The organism is Glaciibacter kafniensis (genome assembly GCF_039538945.1).
Classification (GTDB): Bacteria; Actinomycetota; Actinomycetes; order Actinomycetales; family Microbacteriaceae; genus Cryobacterium; species Cryobacterium kafniensis.
Map to the genome: position 1 here is coordinate 599,950 of NZ_BAABCN010000002.1, position 18,005 is coordinate 617,954.

16 protein-coding genes and 2 tRNA genes are annotated in these 18,005 nt (G+C 65.3%); 12 read left to right on the forward strand and 6 right to left on the reverse strand.

Translation table 11 applies throughout. The annotated features are described in order from the left end of the window. The first annotated feature begins 4 nt into the window (after positions 1-4). Both ABD791_RS03285 and ABD791_RS03290 read left to right on the forward strand, forming a co-directional pair. Complete coding sequence (locus ABD791_RS03285; protein ID WP_345062245.1) at positions 5-1,528, forward strand: sensor histidine kinase; 1,524 nt, start codon at positions 5-7, stop codon at positions 1,526-1,528. A gap of 40 nt (positions 1,529-1,568) precedes the next feature. Further along, entirely contained in the window at positions 1,569-2,264 is a 696-nt protein-coding gene (locus tag ABD791_RS03290) for a response regulator (RefSeq protein WP_345062247.1), read from the forward strand. 12 nt (positions 2,265-2,276) lie between these two features. Here ABD791_RS03290 and ABD791_RS03295 read toward each other — a convergent pair whose 3' ends face one another. Further along, positions 2,277-2,969 carry a hypothetical protein gene (locus ABD791_RS03295; RefSeq protein WP_425562213.1) on the reverse strand — a complete coding sequence of 231 codons (693 nt, stop codon included), beginning with the start codon at positions 2,967-2,969 and terminating at the stop codon, positions 2,277-2,279. Between the two features lie 157 nt (positions 2,970-3,126). Continuing rightward, positions 3,127-4,455 carry an MFS transporter gene (locus ABD791_RS03300; protein WP_345062249.1) on the reverse strand — a complete coding sequence of 443 codons (1,329 nt, stop codon included), beginning with the start codon at positions 4,453-4,455 and terminating at the stop codon, positions 3,127-3,129. Between the two features lie 127 nt (positions 4,456-4,582). Between ABD791_RS03300 and ABD791_RS03305 the strand changes: the two genes are divergently transcribed. Beyond that, positions 4,583-4,936, forward strand: coding sequence for an MmcQ/YjbR family DNA-binding protein (locus ABD791_RS03305; RefSeq protein ID WP_345062251.1), 354 nt, complete (start codon positions 4,583-4,585; stop codon positions 4,934-4,936). Between the two features lie 205 nt (positions 4,937-5,141). Here ABD791_RS03305 and ABD791_RS03310 read toward each other — a convergent pair. Continuing rightward, positions 5,142-5,212, reverse strand: a tRNA-Gly gene (locus ABD791_RS03310). A gap of 255 nt (positions 5,213-5,467) precedes the next feature. Here ABD791_RS03310 and ABD791_RS03315 point away from each other — a divergent pair. From ABD791_RS03315 to ABD791_RS03340, 6 genes are all read left to right on the forward strand, one after another. Beyond that, positions 5,468-5,544, forward strand: a tRNA-Pro gene (locus tag ABD791_RS03315). Positions 5,545-5,583: 39 nt separating this feature from the next. Next, positions 5,584-6,999 (forward strand): trigger factor, encoded by a 1,416-nt coding sequence (gene tig, locus ABD791_RS03320; RefSeq protein WP_345062253.1) that lies wholly within the window; start codon positions 5,584-5,586, stop codon positions 6,997-6,999. Positions 7,000-7,212: 213 nt separating this feature from the next. Next, positions 7,213-7,812 carry an ATP-dependent Clp protease proteolytic subunit gene (locus tag ABD791_RS03325; protein WP_345062255.1) on the forward strand — a complete coding sequence of 200 codons (600 nt, stop codon included), beginning with the start codon at positions 7,213-7,215 and terminating at the stop codon, positions 7,810-7,812. Between the two features lie 17 nt (positions 7,813-7,829). Next, entirely contained in the window at positions 7,830-8,513 is a 684-nt protein-coding gene (locus ABD791_RS03330) for an ATP-dependent Clp protease proteolytic subunit (RefSeq protein ID WP_345062257.1), read from the forward strand. Positions 8,514-8,659: 146 nt separating this feature from the next. Continuing rightward, positions 8,660-9,940, forward strand: a complete 1,281-nt coding sequence (gene clpX, locus ABD791_RS03335; protein ID WP_345062259.1) for an ATP-dependent Clp protease ATP-binding subunit ClpX — start codon at positions 8,660-8,662, stop codon at positions 9,938-9,940. A gap of 149 nt (positions 9,941-10,089) precedes the next feature. Next, positions 10,090-11,292, forward strand: coding sequence for a benzoate/H(+) symporter BenE family transporter (locus ABD791_RS03340; RefSeq protein WP_345064468.1), 1,203 nt, complete (start codon positions 10,090-10,092; stop codon positions 11,290-11,292). 114 nt (positions 11,293-11,406) lie between these two features. Here the strand turns inward: ABD791_RS03340 and ABD791_RS03345 are convergent, their stop codons facing one another. Then, a complete protein-coding gene (locus tag ABD791_RS03345; RefSeq protein ID WP_345062261.1) occupies positions 11,407-13,464 on the reverse strand; it encodes a M3 family metallopeptidase in 2,058 nt (685 codons plus the stop codon). A 55-nt stretch (positions 13,465-13,519) separates the two neighbouring features. Between ABD791_RS03345 and ABD791_RS03350 the strand changes: the two genes are divergently transcribed. From ABD791_RS03350 to ABD791_RS03360, 3 genes are all read left to right on the forward strand, one after another. Beyond that, positions 13,520-14,353, forward strand: a complete 834-nt coding sequence (locus ABD791_RS03350) for a methyltransferase domain-containing protein (protein ID WP_345062263.1) — start codon at positions 13,520-13,522, stop codon at positions 14,351-14,353. A gap of 103 nt (positions 14,354-14,456) precedes the next feature. Beyond that, complete coding sequence (locus tag ABD791_RS03355; RefSeq protein WP_345062265.1) at positions 14,457-16,007, forward strand: class I adenylate-forming enzyme family protein; 1,551 nt, start codon at positions 14,457-14,459, stop codon at positions 16,005-16,007. After that, a complete protein-coding gene (locus ABD791_RS03360; protein ID WP_345062267.1) occupies positions 15,991-17,256 on the forward strand; it encodes a thiolase family protein in 1,266 nt (421 codons plus the stop codon). The genes ABD791_RS03355 and ABD791_RS03360 overlap by 17 nt, the downstream gene beginning before the upstream one ends. 25 nt (positions 17,257-17,281) lie before the next feature. Here ABD791_RS03360 and ABD791_RS03365 read toward each other — a convergent pair whose 3' ends face one another. Continuing rightward, complete coding sequence (locus ABD791_RS03365; RefSeq protein ID WP_345062269.1) at positions 17,282-17,548, reverse strand: hypothetical protein; 267 nt, start codon at positions 17,546-17,548, stop codon at positions 17,282-17,284. A gap of 5 nt (positions 17,549-17,553) precedes the next feature. After that, the gene (locus ABD791_RS03370; RefSeq protein WP_345062271.1) at positions 17,554-18,000 is read right to left on the reverse strand and encodes a GNAT family N-acetyltransferase; all 447 of its coding nucleotides are present in this window, start codon (positions 17,998-18,000) and stop codon (positions 17,554-17,556) included. Positions 18,001-18,005: the final 5 nt, after the last annotated feature.

Here is an 18,005-nt window from a genome sequence, read left to right on the forward strand (position 1 = left end):
AAGTATGTCGTCAAATACCGAGCAATGGTCTGCCACGCTGGAGCCTGTGCAGACTCACCCTGATCCCGCGTCGTCGCCGGCCGCCGAGCCCTCGACTACCGAGCCCGCGACTACCGAGCCCGCGGCAGCTGCAGGCTCGCCGGCCGCCACTGCACCGCCCACCTCCGTGCGTCCACGCCGTGGCTATGGCGCACTCTGGCGCGGCGTGCCACTGGAGTTGGGCTTTCTGCTGCTCACCCTGCCCGTCGTGGTCATCGCGCTCTCGATACTCTCCACCGTTTTCTTCACCGGCGTCGGCATGATCCCGATCTTCATCGGTCTGTTCATCGTCGTCGCGGCGCTCTATATCGCGCGCGGCTTTGGCATGTTCGAGCTTGCTCGACTCACCTGGGCCGGCCAACCCAAGATCACGCCCCCGGCGTGGCAGCCGCGCGGCGTGGCATCCACGCCGATGCGCGCCCTGCTCGGGCCGCTCATCAACGGTCACTACTGGCTCTACCTGCTGCACGGCATGATTGTGAATTTCGTTGTCGGGCTCATCACGTGGACCCTCACGGTGGTCTGGCTGTCGGTGGGCGTCGGCGGAATCACCTATTGGATCTGGGGACGTTTCACCGACAACACTGACGACAACCTCTGGCTGAACCGCGTCATTCTCGACTGGATGCTCCCCGGCAACACGATCCGCGTCGACCCCTTCGTCGGCGAGACTCTGATGTACCTCGCGTTCGGCATCATCTTTCTGCTCACGCTCCCACTCGTCACTCACCTCTTCGTGCGCATTCACCAGGGAATTGCGCAGGGCATGCTCGGCGCCTGGGGCTCCGAGGCGCTGCGCCGCGAGGTCGCCGACCTCAGTGCGTCACGCGGGGCGGCCGTCGCGGCAGAGGACTACTCGCTGCGCCGGCTCGAGCGGGACATCCACGACGGCCCGCAGCAGCGGTTGGTGCGGTTGCAAATGGACCTCGCCAGTGCCGAGCGCAAGATCGACACCGATCCGGATGCGGCCCGCGCGCTTCTCGAGGAGGCTCGCGGACATGCCCACGACACGCTCGAAGAGCTGCGCGCGCTGTCGCGGGGGCTCGTGCCGCCGATCCTGCAAGACCGTGGCCTCGTCGCCGGACTCGAGTCGCTCGCTGCACGCAGCACCGTTCCGGTGATTCTGGAGATGCGACTCGACCCCGCCCTGCGGCTTCCGTCGGAGATCGAACGCAGCGCGTATTTCGTCGCGGCCGAACTTCTGACCAACGCGGCCAAGCATTCCGCGGCCACCAGCATCCGTTTGCACGCCACGTTGCGTCAACACGGCGACGGGTCAACCTGGCTGGACATCTGGGTGATCGACAACGGCGTTGGCGGTGCGACGCCGTCGGCCGGGCACGGGTTGGCCGGTCTCGACGAGCGGTTGAAGGGCCTGCGCGGAATTCTCAGTATCGAGAGCCCGGTGGGCGGACCGACGACGATCGGCGCGCACATTCCGCTGGGTGACGCGGGCGAGGCTGCGACACACTCGGTCCCCTCCGCCTGAGTCGTATTCTGGGCGTCAGCCCGCGCTCTATTCTGAAGGCATGTCTGATACGAGTGCACCCGGCGGCGAACCGACGAATTCGGCGCCGCCGGCGAAACTCAGGCTGGTGCTGGCCGAGGATTCGGTGCTGCTGCGCGAAGGTCTGATTCGGCTCTTCGTCGAGGCCGGCTTCGAGACGGTTGCCGCCTACGGCGACGCAGACGCTCTGCTCGCAGAGGTCGAAGAACTGGCCCCCGACCTGGCCGTTCTCGACGTGCGGATGCCTCCCACCTTTCGTGATGAGGGAGTGCGCGCGGCTCTCGAATTGCGCCGCCGGCTGCCGGGCATCGGCGTGCTGCTGCTGAGCCAGTACGTCGAGGGCACCTACGCGCAGGAGCTGCTCTCGGCCGGCGACGGCGGGCTCGGCTATCTGCTCAAGGATCGCGTCGCGTCGCTCGACGAGTTGAAGGATGCCGTCGCCCGGGTCAGTGCGGGCGGCACGGTGCTCGATCCGCAGGTCGTGCGTGAGTTGCTCGCCCGCCGCACCGACCCGCTCAGCGCCCTCACCCCCCGCGAACGGGATGTGCTCGGCCTGATGGCGGAGGGGCGCACCAACGCGGGGATCGCATCCGCTCTAGTGATCGGTGTCGGCGCCGTCGAGAAGAACGTCACCGCGATCTTTCAGAAGCTCGGGCTCGAAGACTCGGGCAGCGATCACCGGCGCGTGCTCGCCGTGCTGGCGTTTCTGCAGCGCTAGGTTTCGGCGGGGCTAGACCGGGGGAGTCGGCGGAGTGGGGAACTGCGGCGTGTACCGCTTCCAGAAGCGAAAGTAGACCCGGGTGCTGCGCCACAGCGAGAACGCGAACAGAGCCAGGCCGACGGCAGCGCCGATCGCCGCGGCGAGCTCGGCGGAAGCGGTGATGAATCCGGCTGCTGCTGCCGTCAGCAGACCGAGAAGTGTCGAGTTGACCGCGACGATGAACGTCATGCTGCTGCCCAGAACTTGGCTGGGGCCGCGGGGACCCAAGAAGTAGTAGGTCTGCCGTGATCCGGCCAGGTCATCGAAGCGCGAACTCATGAAATAGCGTTCGATGCCCGGGTCGAGTTCGGCGTAGGCGGCGCGCAGCACGTTCATCGCGATGACGTATTGCAGGTCCTCCATCATGGTGTTCATCACCCGCAGCTGCGTGAGCAGGCCGACGAGCAGCACAATTGCGAGCACGACGACCGCGAAGCTCGGAAAGATTCCGTCGAAGTCGTTGGCCTGTCCGACGAGCGCGAGACTCACCAGGGCGGCGGAAGTCAGGGTGAGGAACATGCTGATCCGGGTGAGCACCTCGCTCTGGGTGGTGCTGCGGGAGGCGAGCAGGCTCCAATGCTCGGTGGCGAGCAACTGTGCGCGCACCGAGGGGGAGGCGACCGGCTCGTTTGCCGCACCCGGGGGATCCGCCATCTCTGGCATGAGCCCATTGTGCTCCGGCTTGCCCGATCGCGACATGACCCGCGTACGTGCTCGCCGAGCTTGACTGTTGCGGTCGAGAACCCCTGGTGTGCCGGTCAAAGTCGACCGCAGGTGTCAATCTCGGTGCGATGGCGCAGAGGGGGAGGCGCGAGCGCGACTACGGCCGCGGATCGAGCGCGTCGTAGTGACGGAACGTGCGCTGTGTGCGCACCAGCACCGCCACGAGCACGATGATCGCCAGGCCACCGGCGAGCGGAGGCAGCCAGAGGGCGCCGAACGCGGCCACCGCGCCGACATAGATGTCACCGAGGCGCGGGCCGCCGGTGACCACCACGGTGAATACGCCCTGCAGCCTGCCGCGCATGCTGTCGGGCACCGCGGTTTGCAGCATCGTCATGCGAAAGATGGCGCTGATGTTGTCTGCCCCACCGGCACCGGCCAACAGGATCGCGGCGATGACGATGCCGACCATGTTCGCGCTCTCGATCGACGCACCGACCGGCCCGAACCATCCGGTGGCCAGCACGGCCAGCAGCACGCCGAACCCGAGAATGAAGGCGCCGTAGGCGATGATCGAGCGGGCTATGGCCTGGCCCTGCATTCGAACCTGACCGAGGCGGCCTGAGAGGATGCTGGTGGCGAGCGCCCCGATCGCACCGGCCGCGATCAGGATGCCGACGGTGATCGCCCCGCCGCCGAGCACGAGTGCGCCGACAGCGGGGAACAGCACGCGGGGCTGCCCAAACGTCATTGCGATGATGTCGACGACGAACGACATCCGCACATTGGGTGCGGTCTTCAAGAAACGGAATCCGGACACCAGCGACGCGAGTCCTGGCTTGTCGACGTCGCCTTCCGGCGCCAGGCGGGGGAGCGCGAGGATGCCGAGGAAGGAGGCGATGAAGAGAACGGCGTCGATTGTGTAGGTCCAGCCGAAGCCGACGGTCGCGACGAGCACCCCGGCCAGCGCCGGACCGACGGTGACCATCACGCCGACGCTGATGCCGCTGAGGGCCGAGGCGGCCGGAAGTAGGTGTGCAGGCAGGATGCGGGGGATCACCGCGAAGCGCACGGTGCCGATCACCGTCGCCGCAACGGCGTTGACGGTCGTGAGCAGATAGAACGGCCACACCGTTTCGATGCCCAGCCACGCCAGTGACGCGAGGGCGATGGTCGATCCCCACGCGATCACCGAGCCCCAGATCAGGATGAGGCGCCGGTCGAACGCGTCAGCGAGCATCCCGCCGTAGAGGCCGGCGATGATCATCGGAATCAGTGCGAACGCGCCGACCAGAGCGACGGCGAAGGTCGATTCGGTCAGCGCATAGATGTGCAGACCGACCGCGACGACGGTCATCTGCGCGCCGATGCCTGAAATGGCGCCGCCGGCCCAGAGCCGGGCGAAGGCGGGGCTTTCACGCAGTGGACTGATGTCAACGAGCAGCCCGCGGGAGGAGCGTTCGCGGGTGGGGTTCGTGGTCACCATTCCGAGTATGGCAGCCCCCTGCGCTGTGGCTGACCCGCTGAGGCTGACACGCTGCGGCTGACACGCTGCGCGGTCGCACTGGGCGCCGCTGACGACCGGTGTGTCGCGCGATAGTCTGGCGGGCGAGATGAATCCAGACGAATTGACCGCCTTCCTGCTCGACCTGAACGGCGCAGAGGAAACGTACCCGTTCGGGCCGGAGGCCCGCGTGTTCAAAGTCGCCGGCAAGGTATTTTCGATCGACGCACCGGATGCCCCCAACCCGAGGATCACGCTCAAGGCGCTGCCCGAGAACGTGCCACGCCTGATCAAGAGTGTCGATGGCATCGGCCCTGGCTATCACATGAACAAGAAGCACTGGGTGACGGTGGAGCTCGACGGCAGCGTGCCGGACGACCACGTGCGTGAGCTCATCGCCGAGTCGCACGCGATCATCGTCGCGTCGCTGCCGAAGAACATCCGCTTGGGCCTGGAGGGCTAGCTCGCCACGCGTGCGCTCAAATTGTCGCCTGCGCTTGCGGGAGGCGACGATTTGAGCGCACGCGCGAGCGAGAACGCGGGATGGAAGAGGCGGAGGGCAGGAGCCCCTCGAGTCGGGCTCCGCAGCACGAACAGGGTGCAACTGAGAGTGCAGCTTAACGACAAAGGACCGCAGCCTTTCGGCTACGGTCCGGTGTTCTCTAGGGAGGGGATGACGAGAATCGAACTCGCATCATCTGTTTGGAAGACAGAGGCTTTACCACTAAGCTACATCCCCGCGGCCCAGCAGAACCAGGCACTCAAATTATCGTAGTACACGTTGCGGGGTGCTTTGTGCCACAACGCACATCGCGGCGTGCGCCCGGGCGTGTCCACCGCATCTGTACGGCAAGCACACAGTGCGCACACAGCGGATGCGAATCGTGTGCACCGCGGCACCCACAACAGTGCAGTAGACTGACCGAGGTCAATCCGCACGGCACGTGAAATACTGCGCGTCGGTGGGTGGCTCAATCGGGTTGAGATGGCGATCCGGGGCGTAGCTCAGCTTGGTAGAGCGCTCGGTTTGGGACCGAGAGGTCGCAGGTTCGAATCCTGTCGCCCCGACCATCACCCCAGTACATCGTTCAGATACAGGAGAGTCCCCACGTGAAGTCCACGGTCGAACAGCTGAGCCCCACGCGCGCCAAGCTCACCATTTCGGTGACGCCCGAGGAGCTGAAGCCCAGCATCACCCACGCCTACAGCCACATGGCTGAGAGCATGAACATTCCCGGTTTCCGTAAGGGCAAGGTCCCGCCGGCAATGATTGACCAGCGCATCGGCAAGTCCGCCGTGCTCGAGCACGCTGTCAACGAAGGCCTCGACGGCTTCTACCGCGCTGCGGTCACCGAGAACAAACTGCGCCCCCTGGGCCGCCCGCAGGCTGACATCGTCACCTGGCCGAGCGACAAGGACTTCTCCGGCGATCTGGAACTGGCCATCGAGGTCGACGTTCGTCCCGAGATCGAGCTGCCTAAGTACGACGGCCTGAAGATCGAAGTTGACGCCGCGACGGTGTCCGACGAAGAGGTTGCCGAAGAACTCGACACCCTGCGCGCTCGTTTCGGCACGCTGGTCACCGTTGACCGCCCGGCCAAGACCGGCGACTTCGCTCAGATCGACCTCGTCGCATCCATCAAGGGTGTTGAAGTCGACACGGCCAGCGGAATCTCCTACGAGGTCGGCTCCGGCGACTTGATCGACGGCATCGACGAGGCGCTTGACTCCCTCACCGCCGGCGAGACCACCACCTTCAACTCCAACCTGATGGGTGGAGACCACGAGGGCGAGACCGCAGAGATCACCGTCACCGTCAACGCCGTCAAGGAGCGCGAGCTTCCGGCCGCCGACGACGACTTCGCTCAGATCTCCAGCGAGTTCGACACCATCGCCGAGCTGACCGAGAGCCTCAAGACTCAGGTTGAGCGCTCCAAGGTCTTCGGCCAGGGCAGCCAGGCTCGCGACAAGATGGTCGAGCAGCTGCTCGCCAAGGTTGAGGTTCCGATCCCCGCCGCGATCATCGAAGACGAGGTGCACCGTCACCTCGAGGGCGAGAACCGCCTCGAAGACGCTGAGCACCGCGCCGAGGTCACCGAGTCCAGCGAGAAGACCTTCCGTCAGCAGATTCTGCTCGACACCATCGCCGAGGCAGAAAAGGTGCAGGTCAGCCAGGACGAGCTCACCCAGTACCTCATCCAGGGCGCCAGCCAGTACGGCATGGACCCGAGCGAGTTCGTTCAGGCCCTGTCCAGCAACGGCCAGATCCCGTCGATGGTTGCCGAGGTTGCTCGCAACAAGGCTCTCGCCATCGCCCTCGGCAAGGCGAAGGTCGTTGACACCAACGGCAAGAAGGTTGACCTCTCCGAGTTCACCGCCGTCGCTGACGCACCGGCCGAAGAGGCAGCTGACGAAGCCGCCGCTGAGGTCGCCGAGGCACCCGCCGAGGCAGCTGCTGAAGAAGTAGTCGTCGAAGCGAAGCCGAAGAAGAAGGCTGCAGCCAAGAAGGCTCCCGCAGCGGAGTAACTTTCCACGCAATTTCGCACGCAGCACATTTGCACTGTGCGAACGAGGGCCGGATGTCACAGACATCCGGCTCTTTCGCTGTCTCCTGGCCCCTCACAGTGCCGAATTCTCGCCGAAAGGGGCTCTGGCAATCTGCCGAGGGCGAACAGAGCAGTTCTGGCGCGTTAGCTCCTATAGATTCAATTCGAAGCGATAACTGAAACGGAGCTTGACATGGCCGAACAGACACCCACCCCCGGTGTTTTTGACCGACTGCTGAAGGACCGCATCATCTGGCTCGGCTCAGAGGTCCGTGACGACAACTCGAACGAGATCTGCGCCAAGATCTTGCTCCTGGCTGCAGAAGACTCGGAACGCGACATCTTCTTGTACATCAACTCGCCCGGTGGCTCGATCACCGCTGGCATGGCCATCTACGACACGATGCGTTTCGTGCCGAACGACATCGTCACGGTCGGCATCGGCCTGGCCGCCTCAATGGGCCAGTTCCTGCTGTCGTCTGGCACCAAGGGCAAGCGCTACATCACGCCGAACGCTCGCGTGCTGTTGCACCAGCCCTCCGGTGGCTTCGGCGGAACCGCAGCAGACATCCAGACGCAGGCCAAGGTCATCCTTGACATGAAGAAGCGGATGGCTGAACTGACGGCCGAGCAGACCGGTAAGAGCGTCGAGCAGGTTCTGATCGACAACGACCGCGACAACTGGTTCACCGCACAGGAAGCCCTCGAGTACGGCTTCGTCGACCACCTGCGCGAATTCGCCTCCGAAGTTGTCGGCGGCGGCGGAACCGACGATTCAGCGAACAAGAAGTAGGGACGGGCAGCATCACCATGGAATTCACCAACTTCACGCAGCAGACCGGCAGCCTGCAGGCCGGCGGCCTGGCTCGCCCGGCTGAAGCCCGCTACATCCTGCCGACCTTCGAAGAGCGCACCGCATACGGCTACAAGCGTCAAGACCCGTACGCCAAGCTGTTCGAAGACCGCATCATCTTTCTCGGCGTACAGATCGACGACGCCTCGGCCGATGACGTGATGGCCCAGCTTCTCGTGCTCGAGAGCCAGGACCCCGATCGCGACATCGTCATGTACATCAACTCACCTGGTGGCTCGTTCACCGCGATGACGGCGATCTACGACACCATGCAGTACATCCGTCCGCACGTGCAGACGGTCTGCCTCGGCCAGGCGGCTTCGGCCGCAGCCGTGCTGCTCGCCGGTGGAACGCCGGGTAAGCGTCTCGCACTGCCGAACGCACGCATCCTGATTCACCAGCCCTCTGCTGGTGGCCAGGGTGGCGGCCAGGCCTCGGACATCGAGATCCAGGCCGCTGAGATTCAGCGCATGCGCACCTGGCTGGAAGAGACGATCTCCCACCACTCGAACCGCACGCCTGAGCAGGTTCACAAGGACATCGACCGCGACAAGATCCTCGGTGCTGCCGAGGCACTCGAGTACGGCCTGATCGACCAGGTGCTGACCAGCCGCAAGAGCGTTCCGGCGCTCGTCAAGTAAGTCAGCTCGATGAGCACGATTCGGCGCGTCGCCTCAGGGCGGCGCGCCGTTTCGTTTTGTGCCCGGGGTGCGCGCAAGTGTCGGGGCCACAGGATAGGCTCGAAGGCAACAGCACCCACGATGGACCCGATGAAGGAGGCTGACAGATGGCCCGTATAGGCGAAAGCGCCGATCTGCTGAAGTGTTCCTTCTGCGGCAAGAGCCAGAAGCAGGTTCAGCAGCTCATTGCGGGCCCCGGCGTCTACATTTGCGACGAATGTGTCGAGCTCTGCAACGAGATCATCGAAGAGCGTCTGGCCGAAGCGGGTGCCGAAGAATCAAGCGGCGAATTTGAGCTTCCGAAGCCGAAAGAGATCTACGGCTTTCTCGAGGAATACGTCATCGGCCAAGAGGCTGCCAAGCGCGCTCTCGCCGTTGCCGTCTACAACCACTACAAGCGGGTACGTGCACGCAGCACGCTGACCGCCGCTGAGGCTCTCCACGACGACGTCGAGATTGCCAAGTCGAACATCCTGCTGATCGGTCCCACCGGTTGCGGCAAGACCTACCTCGCCCAGACCTTGGCCAAGCGCTTGAACGTTCCGTTCGCCGTGGCCGATGCGACGGCGCTGACCGAAGCCGGCTACGTCGGCGAAGACGTCGAAAACATTCTTCTCAAGCTGATTCAGGCTGCCGATTACGACGTCAAGCGCGCCGAGACCGGCATCATCTACATCGACGAGATCGACAAGATCGCCCGCAAGGCTGAGAACCCGTCGATCACGCGTGACGTGTCGGGGGAGGGCGTGCAGCAGGCGCTGCTGAAGATTCTTGAGGGCACGGTCGCCTCGGTTCCTCCGCAGGGCGGGCGCAAGCATCCGCACCAGGAATTCATTCAGATCGACACCACGAACGTGCTGTTCATCGTGGCCGGCGCGTTCGCGGGTCTCGACGACATCATCTCCTCGAGAGCAGGCAAAAAGGGCATCGGCTTCGGCGCCCCGCTGCACAGCAAGGGTGACGACGTCAACCTGTTCAGTGAGGTTCTTCCCGAAGACCTGCACAAGTTCGGTCTGATTCCCGAGTTCATCGGTCGACTCCCGGTCGTCACCACGGTCACTCAGCTCGACCAGGCTGCATTGATGCAGATTCTGACCGTGCCGAAGAACGCTCTGGTGCGTCAGTACCAGCGGATGTTCGAACTCGACGGCGTCGAACTCGACTTTGAGCAGCCGGCACTGGAGGCGATCGCCGACCTGGCGGTGCTGCGCAAGACCGGTGCCCGCGGTCTGCGCGCCATCATGGAAGAAGTGCTCGGCCCGATCATGTTCGAGGTGCCATCCAGCACCGAGGTCGCCCGGGTCATCGTCACCCGCGAAGCGGTGCTCGACAACGCGGCCCCTACGATTGTGCCGCACGAGATTCACCGCGAAGAGAAGTCGGCCTAAGCGGGCACCGCAGCGCCGTGCGGCGTTGCGCGTCTGGTCCTCGACTGTCGCGTTCTAGGCTGAAGCCCTGACCACGGTCGCTGACGCGACGGGTACGAGGCATAGGGCCCCTGACATCTGGTCGGTGTGAGAAGGGACCAGCCGTCATCATCCAACCTGTCTTCGCCGGAATCGTCGCCGCCATCACCGGCTTCGCGAGCTCTTTTGTTCTCGTGATCGCCGGGCTGCACGCGGTCGGAGCCAACGACGCTCAGGCAGCATCAGGGCTCCTGGCCCTCTGCCTGCTGGTCGGCCTGATCTGCATCATCCTGCCGTGGTACTTCAAGATGCCGATCTCGTTCGCCTGGTCGACTCCGGGCGCCGCCCTGCTCGTCGCCGCCGGCAGCACAACCAACAATTTCGCGGCAGCCGTCGGAGCCTTCCTGGTCTGCGGCGTTCTGATCGTGCTGACCGGGCTCTGGCCGGCGCTTGGGCGCGCGATCACTCGCATCCCGAAGCCGATCGCGAGCGCGATGCTGGCGGGCATCCTGTTTCCGATCTGTCTCACCCCCGTGACCGCCGCCGTCGAACAGCCGGCGCTTGCTCTGCCGGTGATTGCCGTCTGGCTGATACTCCTCAGGCTCGCCCCGCGCTGGGCAGTTCCGGCCGCGATGGTCGTCGCGGCGCTCGGCATCGCGCTGACGGCGGGCACCGCGTGGCTGACCTCACCGGCGTCACAGCCGGCCCTCGTCTTCACCGCGCCGGTCTTCGACCCGCTGGTGATCGTCAGCCTCGGGCTGCCGCTCTTCATCGTGACCATGGCCGGCCAGAACGTTCCCGGTTTCGTGGTGATGTCTACATTCGGCTACCGTCCACCGCCCCAGCCGATCCTGATCGGCTCCGGAATCGTGACGGCCGTCGGCTCCGTCTTCGGAGCTCACGCGATCAATCTCGCGGCGATCACCGCAGCCCTGATGGCCAGCCCAGAGGCGCATCCCGAGAAGTCGAAACGCTGGGTCGCCACTGTGACGTCAGGAGTGGCCTACCTGGTGCTGGGGCTCGGCGCTGGGTTCGCCGCCGCGCTCGTTGCGGCATCACCACCGATTCTGATTGTCGCCGTCGCCGGCTTGGCGCTGCTCGGAGCTCTGGTGACGAGCCTGACCGGTGCGCTGGACGACCCGCACCATCGCATCACCGCGATCGCCGTGTTTCTCGTGACGGCCTCCGGGATCGCGCTGCTCGGCATCGGTTCGGCATTCTGGGGGCTCGTGGTCGGCGGGATCATCATGTTCTGGCTGAACATCGGTCGCCCGAAGCCCGACCTGCACCCCGATGCTCACCCCGACCGCTCCGAATCGCCTAGCCCGGCCTAAACCACTCGCTCACAGCCCGCGAGCTGTGGCAGATGACCATTTTCGATCCGAGAAACGGTAATCTGCCACAGTTCGCGGGGGTGGAACGCGCGAAGACGGACGAGGCGAAACGGGCTAGTTCAAGCCGCGACGATCGAGCAGAGGCTGGATGTCGGCATCCCGGCCCGCAAAGTCACGGTAGGCCGCCAGCGGGTCGCATGAGCCCCCGACGGCGAGCAAACGGTGCCGAAAACGATCGCCATTCGCCCGGGTGAGCCCGCCATTCTCGGTGAACCAGGCCACCGTGTCGGCGTCGAGCACCTCACTCCAAATGTAGGAGTAGTACCCGGCGTCGTAGCCGCTGGCAAAGGTGTGAGCGAAATAGGTGCTGGAGTAGCGGGTGGGAACCACCGGGTTGTCGAGGCCGACGGCGGCGAGAGCGGATGCCTCGAACTCGGCGACATCCGTCACCGGCGCAGCGGCGTCGGCATCGGCGCCCCGACGGTGCCACGCCTGGTCGAGCAGTGCGGCCGCCAAGTATTCGCTCGTCGCAAAACCCTCGTTGAAGGTGGTTGACGCCTGGAGGCTGTCGACGAGCTGCTGCGGGAGGGGTTCGCCGGTCAGATAGTGCGTGGCATAGTTCGCCAGCACCTCGGGCCAGAGCATCCACATCTCGTTCACCTGGCTCGGAAACTCGACAAAGTCGCGATGCACATTGGTGCCGGCAAACTTCGGGTAGGTCACCTGCGCGAAGAGGCCGTGCAGCGCGTGGCCGAACTCGTGAAAGAGCGTGTTGACCTCGTCGAAGCTGAGCAGGGTCGGCGCACCGACGCCGGGCTTCTGCACGTTCATCGAGTTCGTCACGATCGTCGGCGTCTGCAGCAGGGTGCTTTGCGAGACGAGGGAGTTCATCCAGGCTCCACCGCGCTTGGAATCGCGCGTGTAGGGATCGATGAGATAGAGGCCGAGCGGAGTGCCGTCTTCATTCGAGACCTCGAAGACACGCGTGTCAGGGTGCCAGCCGACGAGGTCAGCACGTTCGACGAAAGTGATCCCGTAGAGCAGGGTTGCGGCGTGGAAGACGCCGTCGTGCAGCACCTTCTCCAGCTCGAAGTACTCGCGCATGGCCGCGGTGTCGATGTCGAAGGTGGCCACGCGCACCTTCTCGGCATAGAACGCCCAGTCCCAAGCGGCGAGCTCGAACGACTCGCCCGTGCCGGCGACGTGGGCCTGCAGTTCGGCCTGTTCGGCCCGGGCGTTGCGCGCTGCGGCAGGGGCAAGCCGCCCCAACATCGTGGCAACGGCTTCGGGCGACTTCGCCGTCTCGTCGGCGGTCACGGCGGCTGCGTGATTGGCAAAACCGAGGAGCCGGGCGCGCTCGGCCCGCAATCGGGTGATCTCGAGAACCAGCTCACAGTTGTCGTTCGCTCCGCCACGGATGCCCCTGGCCCGCGATGCAGTCATCACCCGTTCGCGCACCGCGCGGTTCGTCAGTGCTTCCAGGGTCGGCTGAGCGGTGGGAAGTACCAGGGGGATCAGGTAGCCGCCGGACAGCCCGCGCTCCTGCGCCGCTGCGGCGGCTGCTGAGATCTCCGCGGGGGCGAGGCCGTCGAGTTCGGCGACATCGTTGATTAGTACGGCCAGCTCGTTGGTGTCGGCCAGCAAGTTCTTTTCGAACCGGGTGGTGAGGGTGGACAGACGCTGGTTGTAATCGCGGAGGCGAGCCTTGTCGTCGTCGGAGAGCCCCGCCCCGGCCAGGGTGAACTCGGTGTGGTACCGCTCGACGAGAAAGTGAGACTCGGCATCCAGGCCCAGCGAATCGAGCTGGACGTGCACCGCGGCGATGCGAGCGAAGAGAGCCGGATTGAGAGTGATCGCATCGCGGTGGGCGGCCAACAGCGGGGCGAACTGTTCCTCGAGCGCTTCGGTCACCGCGTTGGAATCGTTGGAAGCCTTGTTTTCAAAAACCTGCAGGGCGCGGTGCAAGGTCTGCCCGCTCCGCTCCAGCGGAATCATCGTGTTCTGAAAGGTGGCTGGCGCGGTGTCGGCCAGGAGCGCGGCCACCTCGGCGAGCTGTTCGCGCATTCCCGACTCGAGAGCGGGCGCGTAGTGTTCGTCCCTGATCTCGGCGAATGGCGGCAGTTGATACGGCAAAGTGCTCTGAACGAGAAGGGGGTTCACGGAGTCGACCATCTCACCAGACTAGTTTCCACTTCAGGCAATCTGGATTCGGTTCTAGGCTGCGACCATGACCGACCTACCCGACAGCTCCGAAACCGCGCCCCGCGAGGTGTACACGCACGGCCACCATCCGAGCGTGCTGCGTTCGCACACCTGGCGCACCGTGGTCAACTCAGCGAGCTACCTCATCCCGCATCTGCACCTCGGGCAGAGTCTGCTCGATGTGGGATCAGGCCCAGGAACAATCACCGTCGACCTCGGTCGCCGGTTGGCACCCGGCCAGGTGATCGGGGTGGATGCCTCGGCCGACGTGATCGACCAGGCGCGCGCTCTCGCGCACGACGAGGGGGTTCACAATGTGAGCTTTCAGATCGGCGACGTGTCCGCACTCGATTTTCCCGACGACTCCTTCGACATCGTGCACGCCCACCAGCTGCTGCAGCACCTCGCGAACCCCATAGCGGCGCTGACGGAGCTACGCCGGGTTCTGAAGCCGGGCGGTATTCTCGCCGTGCGTGACGTCGACTATGGCGGAGTGATGTGGTACCCGCAACTGCCCGGCCTCGCGACCTGGATGAGAGTGTACCGAGAGGTGCACTACTGGAACGGCGGCGATCCGGATTCCGGTCGCGCCTTGAAGGCGTGGGCGCGGCTGGCCGGGTTTCACAACGTCACCAGCAGCGCGTCGATCTGGTGCTTCGCCTCCGACGCGGAGCGCGAGTGGTGGGGCCTCTCCTGGGCCGAGCGCGCCACAGAATCGAACTTCGCCAGCCATGCGATTGAGTCGGGAGCGGCCGACCTGGCCGATCTGACGACCATCGCCGCCGCCTGGCGGGCCTGGTCGGCCAATCCAGACGGCTGGTTTGGGATGCCGCACGGCGAGATCATCGCGCGCAAGTAGGGCGCGGTTAGGGCGCGGTTAGGGCGCGGTCAGGGAGCGGGTAGGGCTCGGGTAGTGCGCGGTAGAGCACTCTCGATCGACGCGCGGGTACGCTGGGAAACTGATGCCATTCCTCGACAGACTCCAGCGGTGGGCCGAACTCACTCCGCATGCGACAGCCATCGACGTTGACGGCCACCGGCTGAGCTTTCGCGAGCTGCATGACGCGGCCGAGGCCCAGCTCGTTTGCGATCAGCGCACGCAGCCCTCCCGTATCACGGCGCTCGCGCTCCCGAACGGTACAGACTTCGTTGTGCAGTTCGCTGCCGGGGTGGCGAACGATTCGCGCTGCGCCGTGCTCGATCCAGGCTGGCCCGTTCCGGTGCGTTCCGCCGTCGATCGGCAGCTGAGCGCGGTTGCAGCGATCGAACCGGCGACAGCTGACACCGGCCCCGCATCGCGCCGGCACGCGCCGGTTCTGAGCGACGGCCCCGGGGATTCGGTTTTTCTCTACGGCTTCACGTCGGGCACGACCAGCGTGCCGAAGGCCTTCACTCGCAACCGGCAATCCTGGCAGCTCTCCTTCGAGGCGAGCGCCGACGTTTTCGGGCTCACCCGCGATGACCGCACGCTCGCCCCTGGCCCGTTCTCGTCGAGCCTGACCCTCTATGCACTTTGCGAATCGCTCTACACCGGCGCCGCCCTGTTCGGGCTCTCCTCCTTCGACGTTGGCGCAGCGCTGCGCTGTCTGCGCAAGAACTCGATCACCCGGGTCGTCGCAGTGCCATCGGCTTTGCAGCTGATCGCCGAGCGGGCGCTCTCCGCAGACGGAGCGGCTGACGGTGGCGCCGACTGCGCACCGGGAACGGGCCTGACCAGCATCGTCAGCGCGGGGTCGAAGCTGCAGGGGGAGACCCTCGCCTTGTTGCGCCGCTGGGCGCCGAACGCCACCATCTTCGAGTACTACGGTGCTGCGGAACTCGGCTTTGTCGCCGCCAGTGCACACCGACCCGACGATGGCGCACGCAGCGAGGCCCGCTTTCCCCACGACCGGGCGACAGCAGTCGGCACAGCCTTTCCCGGTGTGGAGGTACGCATCCAGAACGACGAGGGCCATGCGTTGGGTCAGCGGCAGAGCGGAAGTATTGCAGTGCGCAGTCGGCTGGTCTGCGACGGGTATGACTGGGGCGACGACGGCGAGGCGTTCCAGCGTGTGGGCGACTGGTGCACCGTTGGAGATCAGGGCTACCTCGATGATGACGACGTGCTGCACTTTCTGGGGCGTCGAACCGACATGATCATAACGGGCGGGCACAACGTCTACCCGCACGAGGTTGAAGCGGCGCTTCACTCCGTGCCCGGTGTGCGCACGGCCCTCGTCACCGGTCTGCCCGACCCGCGCCGCGGCCACCGGCTCGTTGCAGCCATCCTCCTGCCCGACGGTGTCGCGGCTGAGCCTGGTACGACGGATGCTGACACGACGGATGCAGACATGACGGATGCAGACATGACGGTTGCGCTGCGCAACGCCTGCCGAGCGGCACTGACGGTTCCCAAACGACCGCGCACTTACTACGCCATGACCGAACTGCCGCTCACCACGTCGGGCAAGTTGAGCAGGAATCTGCTCGCCCGCTGGATCCTGGATGGGGACCCCCGTGTCAGAACCCTTTAGTCGCGACAAGTTCAGTCGCGAAAGTGGCCCCGGCCGTGCGCTCGACCCACACCGGGAGCCGGTGGTCGTCTTCGGCCGACGGACGGCCTTTGGCCGTAAGAACGGGATGCACCGGCAGGTGAGTGCGGCCGAGCTGTTGGCGCCCGTGCTCGCGGCCGTCGCGGCCGAGGCGCTGGCCGGCGACCGGCGAAGCGGCCGCGCCGACCACGGTGTGAGCCCGAACTCGGCACGCATCGACGATGTCATCATCGGAAATGCGGTGGGCGGCGGCGGCAATGTCGCACGGCTTGCCGCGCTCGAGGCGGGACTGGGCGAAACCATTCCGGGCCTCACCGTCGACCGGCAGTGTGGGTCGGGATTGCAAGCCATCATGCTGGCCTGCAGACTGGTCGCGTCAGGAGCCGGAACCCGGTACCTCGCTGGAGGCGTGGAGAGCTGCAGCACCGCGCCGTTGCGCGCCCACCGGCTGACATCCGAACCCGCGCACCCCGACTTCTTCGATCGCCCGGCCTTTTCTCCGACGATGATCGGAGACCCCGACATGGGCGTGGCCGCCGAGAATGTCGCGCACAGGTACGGCATCGATCGCGCTCGTCAGGATGCCTTCGCGTTGCGGAGCCATCGGCTGGCAACCGCGGCCATCGATGCCGGTGACTTCACCGAGGAACTCGTCACCGTCGCGACGATGTCAGAGCGAGACGAAGGCTCGCGCCGCTTGACGCCAGAGCTTCTCGGCCGGTTTCCTGCCGCGTTCCGGGCGGGCGGCACCGTCACGGCCGGAAACTCCTGCGCCGACGCGGACGGCGCCGTGGTGGTGCTCGTCACGAGCCTGGCCGACGCGGCAGCCTCCGGCCACACCCACTATCTGCGATTCGTCGATGACATCGCAGTGGGCGTTGACCCGAACTATCTGGGCATCGGCGGAGGGGAAGCGGCCAAGGCACTGCTGGAGCGGCACGCCCTGCGGGGGAACGACCTCGGCCGCGTCGAGTTCAACGAGGCGTTTGCCGCGCAGGTGCTCGCGTCGCTCGATCTGATCGGGGTGTCGGAGAACGCAGCGAATCGGCAGGGCGGCGCGCTGGCGCTGGGACATCCGTTCGGCGCGTCCGGAGCGATGCTCGTGCTGCGCTTGCTTCAGCAGCACCGCGCGCAGCAGCATCGCCCCGGAATTCCGGCTCACGGCCTGAATCTGGCCGCCATCAGCATCGCGGGAGGAATCGGTCTGGCGTCGCTGTGGAGCGCCGAGTGACGACCGGTCGCCCGCGGGGAATGCGCTAGACCCAGTCCTCTTCGTCGTCAGACGGCCCCATGGGCTGCGTGATCGTCGCGCTGTCCTCGCTCGGGTTATACCGAATGACGGTGCCGTCATCGAGTTCGATAACCGGCTTGCTCTCCAGCCAGGTCAGAGTCCAACGCCAGGCGCTGTTGTCCTCGCCGATCGCTTTCAATTCTTCTTCGACCGCCTGCACGGCGATCTCGACCACGTGCGGCAATCCGGAGGGCACCGGGTCGCCGATGGGCCAGCGTGTTCCCAACTGCATGACGTCTAGACCGGAATCTCGTAGGTGACCCACTCGGTGCGGGTTCCCATCTCGTCGTACAGGATCTGCGCCGTTGAGTTGTCGGCCGCGGTGATGAGCTGAATCTCAGTCAACTTGTGAGCCCGCGCGTAGTCCTGGGCGAACACCATCAGTGCTCGTCCGACGCCGTGACCGCGTGCATCTTCCGCGACGAACAGGTCGTCGAGAAACAGCTTGTTCGTCGCGCTCAGCGTGTCAGGAACTGAGCGGTAGTGAGCCAGGCCGATGAAGTCACCCGCCTCGTTGAGAGCAACAGCCCCATCGAGCACATGGTTCTTGTCGATGATCCAGCTCCACACCTGCAGAGCCTTCTCATCGGTCAGCTCGCTCTCGTAGAACTCGCTGTAGCCCTCGAAAAGACCCAGCCAAGAAAAGAAATCCTTGTCGCCCAGCGCGCGTATCTGTACAGACATCCGGT

Excerpts from the sequence above, each read along its gene's own strand:
- ABD791_RS03365 (WP_345062269.1), bottom strand. The coding sequence starts at position 17,548 with ATGCAGTTGGGAACACGCTGGCCCATCGGCGACCCGGTGCCCTCCGGA.
- ABD791_RS03330 (WP_345062257.1), top strand. The coding sequence starts at position 7,830 with ATGGAATTCACCAACTTCACGCAGCAGACCGGCAGCCTGCAGGCCGGC.
- ABD791_RS03325 (WP_345062255.1), top strand. The coding sequence starts at position 7,213 with ATGGCCGAACAGACACCCACCCCCGGTGTTTTTGACCGACTGCTGAAG.
- ABD791_RS03370 (WP_345062271.1), bottom strand. The coding sequence starts at position 18,000 with ATGTCTGTACAGATACGCGCGCTGGGCGACAAGGATTTCTTTTCTTGG.
- ABD791_RS03350 (WP_345062263.1), top strand. The coding sequence starts at position 13,520 with ATGACCGACCTACCCGACAGCTCCGAAACCGCGCCCCGCGAGGTGTAC.
- ABD791_RS03305 (WP_345062251.1), top strand. The coding sequence starts at position 4,583 with ATGAATCCAGACGAATTGACCGCCTTCCTGCTCGACCTGAACGGCGCA.
- clpX (WP_345062259.1), top strand. The coding sequence starts at position 8,660 with ATGGCCCGTATAGGCGAAAGCGCCGATCTGCTGAAGTGTTCCTTCTGC.
- ABD791_RS03355 (WP_345062265.1), top strand. The coding sequence starts at position 14,457 with ATGCCATTCCTCGACAGACTCCAGCGGTGGGCCGAACTCACTCCGCAT.
- ABD791_RS03345 (WP_345062261.1), bottom strand. The coding sequence starts at position 13,464 with ATGGTCGACTCCGTGAACCCCCTTCTCGTTCAGAGCACTTTGCCGTAT.
- ABD791_RS03295 (WP_425562213.1), bottom strand. The coding sequence starts at position 2,969 with ATGCCAGAGATGGCGGATCCCCCGGGTGCGGCAAACGAGCCGGTCGCC.
- ABD791_RS03285 (WP_345062245.1), top strand. The coding sequence starts at position 5 with ATGTCGTCAAATACCGAGCAATGGTCTGCCACGCTGGAGCCTGTGCAG.
- ABD791_RS03300 (WP_345062249.1), bottom strand. The coding sequence starts at position 4,455 with ATGGTGACCACGAACCCCACCCGCGAACGCTCCTCCCGCGGGCTGCTC.
- ABD791_RS03290 (WP_345062247.1), top strand. The coding sequence starts at position 1,569 with ATGTCTGATACGAGTGCACCCGGCGGCGAACCGACGAATTCGGCGCCG.